At 63.6% G+C, this 13,445-nt stretch carries 10 protein-coding genes; 9 read left to right on the forward strand and 1 reads right to left on the reverse strand.

From position 1 onward, the window contains the following. Nucleotides 1-893 precede the first annotated feature (893 nt). The 6 genes from kdpF (at nt 894) to L4G42_RS15830 (ending at nt 9,352) form a co-directional block, all read left to right on the forward strand. Nucleotides 894-989: a K(+)-transporting ATPase subunit F gene (kdpF, locus tag L4G42_RS15805; RefSeq protein ID WP_037009437.1), complete on the forward strand. Its 96-nt coding sequence runs from the start codon at nt 894-896 to the stop codon at nt 987-989. Nucleotides 990-994: 5 nt separating this feature from the next. Then, nucleotides 995-2,689 (forward strand): potassium-transporting ATPase subunit KdpA, encoded by a 1,695-nt coding sequence (gene kdpA, locus L4G42_RS15810; protein WP_237253128.1) that lies wholly within the window; start codon nt 995-997, stop codon nt 2,687-2,689. Between the two features lie 85 nt (nt 2,690-2,774). Then, nucleotides 2,775-4,772, forward strand: coding sequence for a potassium-transporting ATPase subunit KdpB (kdpB, locus tag L4G42_RS15815; RefSeq protein WP_237253230.1), 1,998 nt, complete (start codon nt 2,775-2,777; stop codon nt 4,770-4,772). Between the two features lie 64 nt (nt 4,773-4,836). Then, nucleotides 4,837-5,403, forward strand: coding sequence for a potassium-transporting ATPase subunit KdpC (gene kdpC, locus L4G42_RS15820; RefSeq protein ID WP_237253129.1), 567 nt, complete (start codon nt 4,837-4,839; stop codon nt 5,401-5,403). Between the two features lie 539 nt (nt 5,404-5,942). After that, a complete protein-coding gene (locus L4G42_RS15825; RefSeq protein WP_237253130.1) occupies nt 5,943-8,600 on the forward strand; it encodes a DUF4118 domain-containing protein in 2,658 nt (885 codons plus the stop codon). Between the two features lie 62 nt (nt 8,601-8,662). Continuing rightward, the gene (locus L4G42_RS15830; protein ID WP_237253131.1) at nt 8,663-9,352 is read left to right on the forward strand and encodes a response regulator; all 690 of its coding nucleotides are present in this window, start codon (nt 8,663-8,665) and stop codon (nt 9,350-9,352) included. A 509-nt stretch (nt 9,353-9,861) separates the two neighbouring features. Here the strand turns inward: L4G42_RS15830 and L4G42_RS15835 are convergent. Then, entirely contained in the window at nt 9,862-10,923 is a 1,062-nt protein-coding gene (locus tag L4G42_RS15835) for a patatin-like phospholipase family protein (RefSeq protein ID WP_237259489.1), read from the reverse strand. A gap of 172 nt (nt 10,924-11,095) precedes the next feature. On the opposite strand from L4G42_RS15835, the gene L4G42_RS15840 reads away from it, so the two are divergent. The 3 genes from L4G42_RS15840 to L4G42_RS15850 all read left to right on the forward strand — a co-directional run bounded on the left by L4G42_RS15840 (nt 11,096) and on the right by L4G42_RS15850 (nt 13,432). Further along, complete coding sequence (locus L4G42_RS15840; protein ID WP_062381160.1) at nt 11,096-11,374, forward strand: hypothetical protein; 279 nt, start codon at nt 11,096-11,098, stop codon at nt 11,372-11,374. 187 nt (nt 11,375-11,561) lie between these two features. Beyond that, nucleotides 11,562-12,479 carry an AAA family ATPase gene (locus L4G42_RS15845; RefSeq protein ID WP_122538460.1) on the forward strand — a complete coding sequence of 306 codons (918 nt, stop codon included), beginning with the start codon at nt 11,562-11,564 and terminating at the stop codon, nt 12,477-12,479. Then, nucleotides 12,449-13,432 (forward strand): DUF58 domain-containing protein, encoded by a 984-nt coding sequence (locus L4G42_RS15850; RefSeq protein WP_237253133.1) that lies wholly within the window; start codon nt 12,449-12,451, stop codon nt 13,430-13,432. The genes L4G42_RS15845 and L4G42_RS15850 overlap by 31 nt, the downstream gene beginning before the upstream one ends. Nucleotides 13,433-13,445: the final 13 nt, after the last annotated feature.

The following is a 13,445-nucleotide window of genomic DNA, read 5'->3' on the forward strand; positions in this document are numbered from 1 at the left end:
GCTCCCGGTTGGGCTCCTCCTTCGTCGGAGTACCTTCACTCCGGTCTCGCTCCGTGGGCCCGCGCCGAACGGACATCCATGTCCTGACGGCGCTCTCGCCGCATCCATGCGGCTCGGCCCACTCCGCGAAACCTGCGTTCAGCCTGCACCCAAGTCGCGATTGGCGTCGTCTGGACGTCTTGCGTATGAAGATCAAGATCAAAAGCTTCCCGGCTGAAGCCGGTCCTACAGTCGAGGTCGCCGCTGCCCTCACTTGATCGTTCTCCCGCTCCGCGTGGGAATGCATCCTGTGACGCTCCGCGTCAGATCCCAGGCTTGATGCACATCTTCTACAGGACGCGGAGCGTCCGAATCGGCATTACCACGCGGAGCGTGGGAACGATCAACGCGCGCTGTTAGTGGGACCGGCTTTAGCCAGGAAGCTTTTGATCTGCTTCTGATCTGCTTCTGATCTGCTTTTGATCTTCATACGCAAAAGGCTCAAACACCGCCAAACGCGACTTGGGTGCAGGCTGAACGTAGACGACGCGCAGTGGGCCGAGCTGCATGGATGCGGCGAGAGCGCCGTCAGGACATGGATGTCCGTTCGGCGCGGGCCCACGGAGCGTCGTCGGAGTGAGGGAATCCCGACGGAGGAGGGACCCAACCAGGAGCAGGGCCTTTTTGGTTACTTTTTCGGCTCTTGGAAAAAGTGACCCGCCGTAAGGGCGGAACCGTAACAACAGCCCACATAAATAATGGATATAAACCCGACGTAAAGCCTGCAAACCCAATAAAACCCGCACTCTTTACGCTTTCTTTATGCCCCCCACCCCCGGTCGATCTCGTTCCTTTACACCCCCACTGAAGACAATTGCCCCACACGGCAGTCGCCGTATGACGGAGAGTTTTTCATGAGCGTTCTGGATGGGGTGTCACTGCTGCTCGCAGCAGGGTTATTCGTTTACTTGCTGGTTGCGCTTCTGCGCGCCGGCCGGGTCGAGGAGTAACGGCCATGCACGGTTACGACTACCTGCTGATACTGGCGTTTTTCGCCTTGGTGCTGTTGCCCGCGCCGCTGCTGGGACGGTTCTACTACAACGTCATGGAAGGCCGACGCACCTTCCTGACCCCGGTCATGGGGCCGGTCGAACGCATCTGCTATCGCCTGTCCGGCGTCGACCCCGCAGTCGAACAAAACTGGAAAACCTACACAATCGCCCTGCTGGCCTTCAACCTGGCCGGGTTCGTCGTCCTGTTCGCCATCCTGCTCCTGCAAGGCTCGCTGCCGCTCAACCCCCAAGGCTTGCCGGGGATGGAATGGTCACTGGCGTTCAACACCGCGATGAGCTTCGTCACCAACACCAACTGGCAGAACTACAGCGGCGAAGCGTCCCTCAGCTACCTTAGCCAGATGGCGGGTCTGACCGTGCAAAACTTTGTCAGTGCCGCCACCGGCATCGCCGTGCTGGTCGCCTTCTGCCGAGGCATCAGCCGCCGTTCCACGCAGCACCTGGGTAACTTCTGGACTGACATGACCCGCGCAACCCTTTATGGGCTGTTGCCGATGTGCATCATCCTGGCGCTGTTTCTGGTGTGGCAGGGCGTACCGCAAACGTTCGCCCATTACGTGGACGCCGTGACCCTGCAAGGTGCCGACCAGAGCATTCCGCTCGGCCCGGCCGCCAGCCAGATCGCGATCAAGCAGCTGGGTACCAACGGTGGTGGCTTCTTCGGCGTCAACTCGGCGCACCCGTTCGAGAACCCGACCGGCTGGAGCAACCTGTTCGAGCTGGTGTCGATCATTCTGATCCCGGCGGCGCTGGTGTTCACCTTCGGTCATTACGTCAAAGACCTGCGTCAGAGCCGGGCGATCATCGCCTGTATGCTGGTGTTGTTACTGATCGGCGGCGCCACATCCCTGTGGGCGGAATACCAGCCCAACCCGACGCTGAACATGACCACGGTCGAACAGACCGCGCCCATGGAAGGCAAGGAAACGCGTTTTGGCACCACTGCAACCGTGCTGTGGGCAAGCGCGACTACCGCGGCTTCCAACGGCTCGGTCAATGGCATGCACGACAGCCTCAACCCGCTGAGCGGCATGGTGGCGCTGGCTAACATGATGGTCGGCGAAGTGATCTTCGGCGGCGTTGGCGCAGGGCTTTACGGCATGTTGTTGAACGTGCTGATCGCGGTCTTCCTCGCCGGCTTGATGATCGGCCGCACCCCGGAATACCTCGGTAAAAAACTCCAGGCCCGAGAAGTGAAGCTGTTGGTCGCGACGCTGATCGTGATGCCTGTCGGCGTACTGGTGTTCGGCGCCGTGGCTGCATCTTTGCCTGGCCCGGCAGGCTCGGTGAGCAACCCTGGGGCCCACGGCTTCAGCCAGCTGCTCTATGCCTACACCTCGGCCACGGCCAATAACGGCTCGGCGTTCGGCGGTTTCAGCGGCAACACCCTGTTCCACAACCTGTTGATGAGCCTGTCGATGTTCATTGGCCGCTTCGGTTACATCCTGCCGGTGCTAGCGCTTGCGGGCAGTCTGGCGGCGAAGAAAACCGCGCCGCTCAATCAGAACAGCTTTCCGACCCATGGCCCGCTGTTTGTGACCCTGTTGACCGTGACCATTTTGCTGGTGGGCGGGCTGACGTTCTTGCCGACCCTCGCACTGGGGCCGATTGCCGAACATTTGAGCCTGGCCTTCTGAGGACCGAATCATGAACATGCAGCTTCCTGCGACAAATGAAACACCCGAACAGCCGTCCACCGTGGCCGGACCGGCGAAGACAGCGATGGCTGACCTTTGGCGGCCTGCGCTGGTTCAGGCTTTCGTCAAGCTCGACCCGCGCCAGTTGCAACGGGCGCCGGTGATGCTGGTGGTGGAACTGACCGCCATCCTGACCACGATTCTGTGCCTGATCCCCGACCCGGCTGTGCCGACCTTCGTGGCGGTGCAGATCGCCGTATGGCTGTGGTTCACCGTGCTGTTCGCCAACTTCGCAGAAGCGCTGGCCGAAGGGCGGGGCAAAGCGCGGGCCGACAGCCTCAAAGCAGGCACCGAGGGCTTGAAAGCCCGGCTCAAAAGCAGCAACGGTGCGTTTGAAATGGTCAACGCCAGCACCCTGCGCAAGGGTGATGTGGTGCGCGTCGAAGCCGGTGAGATGATCCCCGGCGATGGCGAGGTGATCGAGGGCATCGCGGCGGTCAACGAAGCGGCGATTACCGGTGAGTCTGCGCCGGTGATCCGCGAGTCCGGCGGCGATCGTTCGGCCGTTACCGGCAACACCCGACTGGTGTCCGACTGGCTGCTGGTGCGCATCAGCGCCAACCCAGGCGAATCGACCCTGGACCGCATGATCGCGCTGGTCGAAGGCGCCAAACGCCAGAAGACCCCCAACGAAGTGGCCCTCGACATTCTGCTGATCGGCCTGACCCTGATCTTCCTGCTGGTGGTCGTGACCCTGCAGCCGTTCGCGCATTTTGCGGGCGGTAACCTGCCGCTGGTATTCCTCGTTGCGCTGTTGGTGACGCTGATCCCGACCACCATCGGCGGCCTGCTCTCGGCCATCGGCATTGCCGGTATGGACCGGCTGGTGCGCCTCAACGTGATCGCCAAGTCCGGCCGTGCGGTGGAAGCGGCGGGCGACGTACATGTGTTGCTGCTGGACAAGACCGGCACCATCACCTTCGGCAACCGTCGCTGCTCGGCGGTGTATGCCGCGCCGGGCGTGACGGCCAAAGAGTTGAGCGAAGGCACGCTGCTGGCCTCGCTGGCGGATGACACGGCTGAAGGCAAGTCCATCGTCGAATACCTGCGTGGGCTGCACCCGATGACCGAGCCTGCGCCGAGCCAACTGACGGCGGTGCCGTTCACGGCGGAAACCCGCTTGTCCGGCGTCGACTACGAAGGCCGCGTGTATCGCAAGGGCGCCGTGGACTCGCTGCTGAAATTCCTCGGCCGTGACCGCAGTGACCTGCCGCCAGTACTGGCGCGGGAGATCGACAAGATCGCCAAGACCGGCGGCACGCCGCTACTGGTCTGCGGCGACGGCAAACTGCTGGGCGCGATTCACCTCAAGGATGTGGTCAAGCCGGGCATTCGCGAGCGTTTTGAAGAACTGCGCAAACTGGGCATTCGCACGGTCATGGTTACCGGCGACAACCCGCTGACGGCGGCAGCGATCGCGGCAGAAGCGGGCGTCGATGACGTGCTCGCCGAGGCCACTCCCGAGAAGAAACTGGAGCGCATTCGTCAGGAGCAGAACGACGGGCGTCTGGTAGCGATGTGCGGCGACGGCGCCAACGACGCGCCGGCACTGGCCCAGGCCGACGTCGGCATGGCGATGAACGATGGCACCCAGGCGGCGCGGGAAGCGGCCAACATGGTCGATCTCGACAGCGACCCGACCAAGCTGCTGGACGTGGTGCAGATTGGCAAGGAATTGCTGGTGACCCGCGGCGCGCTGACGACCTTTTCCATCGCCAACGACGTGGCCAAGTACTTCGCGATCCTGCCGGCGCTGTTTGCCTCGATCTACCCGCAACTGGGCGTGCTCAACGTGATGCACCTGGCCAGCCCGCAAAGCGCGATTCTGTCGGCCATCGTCTTCAACGCGCTGATCATCGTCGTGCTGATTCCGCTGGCGCTGCGTGGCGTACGGGTTCAGGCCGCGAGCGCTGCGCATCTGCTGCGCCGCAACTTGCTGGTGTACGGGCTGGGCGGGATTGTCGTGCCGTTCGTGGGGATCAAGGCGATCGACCTGCTGTTGACGGCCTTGCACCTGGTTTAACGCACTGATTGCGCTGCGCGGTGACTGATCCCGCGTGGCGCTCACTTCGAATGAGGAATGAATGATGTCCAGTGTATTGCGTCCGGCCGTGAGCCTGATTGTTCTGATGACCCTGATCACCGGCGTGGCTTACCCGCTGGTGGTGACCGGCGTCGCCCAGGTGGCGTTCCCGGATCAGGCCAATGGCAGCCTTGTGTACGACGACCATGAAAAGGTGCTCGGTTCGGCGCTGATCGCGCAGAATTTCACCGGCGAAGAATGGTTTCATCCGCGTCCCTCTGCCGGGGCCTATGCCACCGTCGCCAGCGGCGCGAGCAACCTGGCGCCGAGCAATCCGGCGCTGGCGACGCGAGTGGCCGATGATGCCGCCAAGGAAAAAGTCGAGAATCAGGGCCCGGTGCCGCTGAATCTGCTGACCACTTCCGCCAGCGGCCTGGACCCGCATCTGTCGCCAGCAGCGGCGCAATACCAGGTGGCCCGCATCGCAGCGGCGCGTAACCTGCCGCGCGAATCGGTGCAGAAACTGGTGGCGGACAACACCCAGACCTCGCTCATCGGCCCGCCGGTGGTGAACGTACTGGACTTGAATCTCAGTCTGAATCGGTTACCGTCTGGCAAAGTCGTGAACTGAGCCCGCTGGACAGTTTGGCTGGTACCGCCCCGGTCGCTCCGACAATGTATCTCGGCCGGGACAGACAGCTGTGGCGCACTTCGAAACTGTAGGAGCGCGCTTGCCCGCGAAGACTTAGGCACGGACGATAGAGAAACGTCAGATGTACCGGCCCATTCGCGGGCAAGCGCGCTCCTACACTTGGCCTCGGCCGGGGCAGACATCTGCGGCACACCGCGAACCTGTAGGAGCGCGCTTGCCCGCGAAGACTTAGGCACGGACGGATAAAAATCCGTCGGATGTACCGGCCGATTCGCGGGCAAGCGGGCTCCTACAATTGGCCTCGGCCAGGGCAGACATCTGTGGCGCGATGAACCTGTAGGAGCGCGCTTGCCCGCGAAGACTTAAGCACGGACGGATAAGAATCCGTCGGATGTACCGCCCAATTCGCGGGCAAGCGCGCTCCTACATGGGCCTCGGCAAGGGCGTAGATAGCTGATGCCCGCTGCGTGGGCGACAACCGACGATCAACCGTAATCCAACGGATCAGGACAACTTTCGTGAACTCAACCACCCGCGCCGATGCTTTGCTGGTCAATCTTGCTCGGGACGATCGCGGGCGGCTGAAGGTGTTTTTGGGTGCGGCGCCCGGCGTGGGCAAGACCTACGCCATGCTCCAGGCCGCGCACACGCAGATGCGCCAGGGCGTTTCGCTGCTGGCCGGGGTCGTCGAGACCCACGGCCGTGCCGAGACCGAAGCGCTGCTGGGCGGTTTGCCCCAGCAACCCATGGTCCGTTCCGAATACCGCGGCGTCATGCTTGAAGAGATGGACCTGGACGGTCTGCTCGCCGCGAAGCCCAAACTGGTGCTGGTCGACGAACTTGCTCACAGCAACGCCCCCGGCAGTCGCCACGCCAAGCGCTGGCAGGACATTCAGGAATTGCTCTCGGCGGGGATCGACGTTTACACCACGGTCAACGTCCAGCACCTGGAAAGCCTCAACGATCAGGTGCGCGGGATCACCGGCGTGCAAGTGCGCGAGACCCTGCCGGACTGGGTGTTGCAGGAAGCCTACGAACTGGTGCTGATCGACCTGCCGCCCCGGGAGTTGCTGGAGCGGCTGCGCGACGGCAAGGTCTACGTGCCCGAGCAGGCCCGCGCCGCCATCGACGCCTTTTTCACCCAGACCAACCTCACCGCGCTGCGGGAAATGGCGATGCAAACCGCCGCCGCCCAGGTCGACGACGATCTGGCGTTGGGCTATCGGCAGCTGGGTCAGGCAGCGCCCGCCGTGCGCGGCCGTCTGTTGGTCGGTATCGACGGCGACGCCCAGGCCGAGCGGCTGGTGCGCCACGCCAGCCGCGTCGCCCAGCGTCGGCATCTGCCGTGGAGTCTGGTGCATGTCGACAACGGGCGCTTTTTTGATGAACTGGCGCGCAGCCGTTTGCAGAATGCCCAGCAATTGGCCGAACGCCTCGGCGGGGAAGTGGTGGTGCTGCGCGCGCCGGAAGTGGCGAAGACGCTGATTCAGCATGCCACCGAACGCCGGGCGAGTCTGGTGCTGGTGGGCCAGTCGCGGCCTTCGCTGCGGCGTCGGGTGTTGGGTGGCGGCCTGGCGTCGCGTCTGCTGCGCAATGCGCACGGGCTGGAAATCAACGTGCTCGACAGCGAGTCGCGTCCTGATCAGCCGCAATCCACCTCGCCACGCAATCTGGTCTGGTTTGATTACGCCCTGGCGCTGTTCGCCACGGTCGGCGCCAGCGCACTGGCCTGGGCGGTGTCCAGCTGGTTGGCGCTGCCGAATATCTCCCTCGTCTTTCTCGCCGCCGTGTTGCTGGTGGCCGTGCGCAGCAGCGTCGGCCCGGCGATGGTCTGTTCGGTGCTGTCGTTTCTGGCCTATGACTTTCTGTTCATTCCGCCGAATTTTTCCCTGAGCATCCAGCGCGAAGAAGACGTGCTGACGCTGCTGTTCTTTCTGTTGATGGCCGCGCTGACCGGCAACCTCGCCGCGCGCCAGCGCCGCCAGTTGCAGGCTCTGCGCGACACTCAGGAAGAGACCAGTGAACTGCTCGACCTGTCCCGCCGTCTGACCGCCGCCACCGATCGCCAGGCGGTGCTCAGTGCGGCCGATCATCACCTGGCCGGTTGGAGCGAGTTGCAGCTGTGCGTGCTGGACAACGATCGCGAGCAGGGCTGGAAGGTCGAAGTGGGCGGGCCGCTGGAGTTTTCCGAGTTCGAGCGCGCGGCGGCGGACTGGGCCTGGCAGCACGGGCAACCCGCCGGCAAGGGTACCGGTACGCTGCCGTCGGGAAATTGGTGGTGGCTGCCGTTGTGGGTGGACGATGCGCCGCTGGCGCTGCTCGGCATTCGTGCCAAACAGGGCCAGACTTTCAGCCCTCAGCGTCGACGTTTGCTCACGGCGCTGAGTCAGCCGCTGGGTCAGGCCCTGGCGCGGGCGCGGCTGGCCGAGGACCTGGAAGCCGCGCGTTTGCATGGCGAGACCGAACAGCTGCGCAGCGCCTTGCTGGCCTCGGTGTCCCACGACCTGCGCACGCCGCTGACCGCCATGCGCGGCAGCATCGACAGCCTGCTGGCGCTGGGCGAGGCAATTCCGCTGGAAGACCGTCGCGAGTTGCTCGAAGGCACCCGCGACGAGGCTGAGCGTTTGGATCGCTACATTCAGAACCTGCTGGACATGACGCGTCTTGGCCACGGTGCGCTGAAGCTGGCGCGGGACTGGGTCTCGCCGGGTGACATCGTCGGCAGCGCGCTCAATCGCCTCCGCGCAGTGCTCGCACCGCTGCAGGTCATGACGCAATTGCCCGCTGAACTGCCGCTGCTGTATGTCCACGCCGCGCTGATCGAGCAGGCGCTGATCAACGTGATCGAAAACGCCGCGCGCTTCTCGCCGGTCAATGGCCGTCTGCAGATGGCGGTCAGTGTGCAGAACGAAGAGATCGTATTCGCCGTCAGCGATGAGGGGCCGGGGATACCCGAGAACGAACGGGCGAAGATTTTCGACATGTTCTACACCGCAGCGCGGGGCGACCGAGGCGGGCAGGGGACGGGGTTGGGGCTGGCGATCTGTCAGGGTATGGTCGGCGCCCATGGCGGGCGGATCAGCGTGGACGATGGCATCGACGGTCGCGGGACCTGCATTAGCCTGCACTTGCCGCTGCAGGCGCAGCCCGAGGCTGAAATGGACCCGGCGGTCTGAACCCGCTTTGCGCTACGCTAATGTCCGTTTGCTACCGACCTTTCATACATAACAGGACACCCATGAGCCAGACGGCAACCATTCTGGTGATCGATGACGAGCCGCAGATCCGCAAGTTCCTGCGCATCAGCCTCGCATCACAAGGCTACAAAGTGCTGGAAGCGGGAACTGGCAGCGATGGTTTGACTCAGGCCGCGCTGAATAAACCCGACCTGCTGGTGCTCGACCTGGGCCTGCCGGACATGGACGGGCAGGACGTGCTCAGTCAGTTTCGCGAGTGGTCGACGGTGCCGGTGCTGGTGCTCTCGGTGCGTGCCAGCGAGGGCGAGAAGGTTCGCGCGCTGGACGCCGGCGCCAACGATTACGTGACCAAGCCGTTCGGCATTCAGGAATTTCTGGCGAGGATTCGTTCACTGTTGCGCCAGGCGCCGGAGAGCAGTCAGGTGGAATCGGCGGTGGTCATTGGCCCGCTGAACATCGATCTGGCCTACCGCCGGGTGGCGCTGGGCGATGTCGAAGTCGCCCTGACCCGCAAGGAATACGCGGTGCTGGCGCAACTGGCGCGGCATCCCGGGCGGGTCATCACTCAACAGCAACTGCTCAAGGACATCTGGGGCCCGACACACGTTGAAGACACCCATTACCTGCGCATCGTGGTCGGCCACCTGCGCCAGAAACTGGGCGACGACCCCGCCGCGCCGCAGTACATCGTCACCGAAGCGGGGGTCGGGTATCGGTTGGTGAATGCGTGATGGATCGTGCTCCCTCCACTACCCGGGTACATCCATAGGACCGGCTGTGACCTCGACTGTAGGACCGGCTTTAGCCGGGAAAGCGTCAGATGTCACACCGCCTAATTGATGGCGGCCACACGGGCCTCTTCCCGGCTGAAGCCGGTCCCACTAAAGCATCGCGTGCATCCATCGGGACTGGCGGTGACCTCGACAGTGGGACCGGCTTTAGCCGGGAAGGCGTCGGTGGTCACACCGCGTGCTTGATGGTGGTCATGCGGGCCTCTTCCCGGCTGAAGCCGGTCCTACTCAGGTATTGCGTCCAGTCTGCGATTGGCGGTGACCTCGACAGTGGGACCGGCTTTAGCCGGGAAGGCGTCGGTGGTCACACCGCATGATTGATGGTGGTGATGCGGGCCTCTTCCCGGCTGAAGCCGGTCCCACTAAAGCATCGCATGCCTCCATCGGGACTGGCGTTGATCTCGACTGTGGGACCGGCTTTAGCCGGGAAAGCGTCATGTGTAACACCTTCAATGATCCTGCTCATACCGATCCAGCGTTTCCCTGGCGATCTCCCGCCCCAGCGCGATCAGCTCAGGCGCTTTGTAGAATTCGAAGAACCGGCACACGCGTTTCGGCACGTTGATCAGAATGTCGGGCGGGTAGCCGGCGATTTTGTATTGCGCCAGGGACGTCTGCATCACCTCGAAGCTCTGGTTGATCAGATCCAGCAGCGAAGCCGGGCCGACGTTGTCGATGATGATCGAGCCGCTGGCCGATCTCGGTGCGCCGGGCTGGGTGGGCGCGGCAGAGGGTTGCTGGCCCTGGGGGTCGGCGGATTCGATGTCAGCCATCAACCACGGATTGCCCGTCAGCATGGCGGCGCTGGGTTTAAGCCTTTCCTGCGCCAGACGCAAACCGTCTTCGCCGGTCAGGTCCAGCTTGCGGCGAAACGGCAGGTGCGAGCCAATGGAACTCATCAAGCCGTCGAAACGCTTCTTCACCGCAGGCGGACGCTCGATCACCGGCAACTGGTAATGCTTCTGGGTCGTGGAGTTGAGATTGACCGCGACGATCAAATCGCAATGGCTCGACACCACCGGCACAATCGGCAACGGGTTCAGCAATCCGCCATCGACCAGCGTTCGATTGCCCTGAACCACCGGGGTGAACAGGCTGGGGATCGCCGCCGAGGCGCGCATCGCCGAATGCAGATTGCCCTCCTGAAACCAGATCTCCTGCTGGTTGGTCAGGTCCGTGGCCACGGCGGTGTAGGGGATCGGCAGGTCCTCGATGTTGATTTCGCCGACGATTTCGCGAATCTTGCCGAACACTTTTTCACCGCGAATCGCCCCCAGCCGGAAACTCACGTCCACCAGCCGCAACACGTCCAGGTAATCCAGGCTTTCAATCCACGCCTTGTACTCGGGCAGCTTGCCGGCCGCGTAGATCCCGCCGATCACCGCGCCCATGGAACAGCCGGCGATGCAGGCGATGTCGTAGCCGCGATGTTCGAGCTCTTCGATGACGCCGATGTGCGCATAACCCCGTGCGCCCCCGGAGCCCAGGACCAGCGCGATGCGTTTATTCATGTGCGGTTTCCCACTGTCAGCGTTCGGGCGGCGCGCCAGGCGGCCGATTCATCACACACCAGCGTAACGCCAACAGCGCGAAACGGGTATGGTGCATCGCCCAGGTGTGGCACTTTTGCATCGCCGCACCGTCAAAGCCGCATCGTCGATTTCCTTAGTTGAGGTAACACCCATGAAAGCCTGGATCTGCCTGCCCTTGTTGGCGTTGGTTCTCACCGGTTGCGCCGGCAAAACGGCCTACCGCGACAGCTGCGCCACCAACCTTGACGCGGCCTGGCACGAGCTCGATCTGGCCAAGGCCGAAGGTTTCGCCGGCACGGTCAGCTACTCCAAGGCCTTGTCGCTGCTGACCGGCGCCAAGACCCAGCAGCAGTTCGAAGCGTTCGAGGGTTGCTCCGAGAAAGCCGAGAAAGCCCGTTTCTACATCCGCGAATCCCGCGCGGGTCGTTGATCTGCTTTACCTGCGCGGTGACTGACACCGCGCCGTCCCTTCCTCATCCCCAAGCTGATCCTGGCACGCGCCTCAATTCCCCACACTCGCTCTGGCGAAAAGGCCTACGCTGACCTTACAGTGGCTGCACGGCTGGCATCGTCTGCAGTCCTATCAGCCATGAGCAGTCGCCTGGGGAGGCCTTCCGATGGGCAGAAAACTGGATGCGTGTCTTAACGCAATCAATGAAGTGGTGCTGGGCAAGGAACCGCAGGTTCGCCTGGCGCTGACCTGCCTGCTGGGCGGCGGGCATCTGTTGATCGAAGACTTGCCCGGCATGGGCAAAACCACCCTCAGTCACACCCTCGCACGGGTGCTCGGCCTGAGCTTTCAGCGCATTCAATTCACCTCCGATCTGCTGCCGGGCGACATCCTCGGCACATCCGTTTTTGATCGCGACACCGGGCAATTCACCTTCCATCCCGGGCCGATCTTCGCCGAGCTGGTGCTGGCCGACGAAATCAACCGCGCCACACCCAAGAGCCAGAGCGCGCTGCTCGAAGCCATGGAAGAGGGCCAGGTCACCATCGAGGGCGCCACCCGTTTGCTGCCCGATCCGTTTTTCGTCATCGCCACCCAGAACCCGTTCAGCCAGGGCGGCACCTTCGCCCTGCCGGAATCGCAGCTGGACCGCTTTCTCATGCGGCTTTCGCTGGGCTACCCCGCGCGTTCGGCGGAGAAAGCACTGCTGCTGGGTGAGTCCCGTCGCGATCTGCTGCCGCGCATCGAGCCATTGCTGGACCACGCCGAACTCGCGTTGCTTCAGCAGCAGGCTCGGCAGGTGCGAGCCAGCGACGCCCTGGTCGATTACGTGCTGCGGCTGGTCGATGCCACACGCAGCCAGCCGCAATTCGCCTACGGCCTGTCGCCCCGCGCGAGCTTGGCGATCCTCTCGGCGGCGCGGGCCTGGGCGTTGCTCGCCGGGCGCGATTACGTGATTCCCGAAGACGTGCAGGCAATCTTGCCCGCGGTCATCAGCCACCGCCTGCGCGAGCGCACCGACCCGACCGGGCATGGCGGCGGCGCGCTGGTCCAGTGGCTACTGCGCGAGGTGCCGGTGCTGTGATCGAACGCTTCAAACCGGCCTGGCAGCGCTGGTTGGGACGCCGAATCCCTCCGGCGACGCGGGTCGAGCTGGATCACCGTCGAATCTTCATCCTGCCGACCCGGGTCGGCGGCACGTACGCGCTCATTCTGTTTTTACTGCTGCTGGTCTCGATCAACTACCAGAACAGTCTCGCCTACGGCCTGACATTCCTCATGCTGTCGGTGGGCGTGCTTGCCATTCTGCACACCTACCGCAACATCAGCGGGCTGATCCTCAGCGGCGGCCATGCGCGTTCGGTGTTCGTCGGCGAACCGGTGCAACTGCGCTTGCGTCTGGAAAGCACCGGCCATGGCCATCAGGCGATTGCCCTGGGTTGGGACAGCGAACAACTGGAGCAGACCGACGTCGAGGCCGAGCGTCTGGTGGAGGTCGGACTGACGCTGCCAGCGCTCAAGCGCGGCTGGATGCGGGCCCCGCGTTTGCGCGTGGAGAGCGTGTTTCCGCTGGGAATTTTTCGCGCCTGGAGTTGGCTGGACCTGGAACAGACCGTGCTGATCTACCCGAAGCCGGTGGCCGGAACGATGCCGCTGCTGCAAGGCGTGCAACCCCATGCCGAGGACGACGGCCACGCGACGACGGGACCGGGCGTCGATGATTATCAGGGCCTGCGCCTGTGGCAGCCGGGCGATTCAATGCGGCGCATGCACTGGAAAGCCTGGTCACGAGGTCAGGGGTTGATGGTCAAGGAGTTCAGCGACCTCAGCGGTCACGACTTATGTCTGGACTTCATGGCCTTGGGCGGGGACATCGAAGAGCGGCTGTCGCGCCTGTGTTACTGGGTGCTGGAATTGTCCCAGCGTCAGCAACCCTTCGCGCTGCGGCTGCCCGGTTTTGTCTCGGCCGTGGACAGCGGCGACACCCACCGCGAAGCCTGTTTGCGCCAGTTGGCGCTATATGGGGTGCGGGCATGAACGGGGGTTGGCA

The sequence above is a fragment of the Pseudomonas petrae genome (genome assembly GCF_021728295.1).
Lineage (GTDB): Bacteria > Pseudomonadota > Gammaproteobacteria > Pseudomonadales > Pseudomonadaceae > Aquipseudomonas > Aquipseudomonas petrae.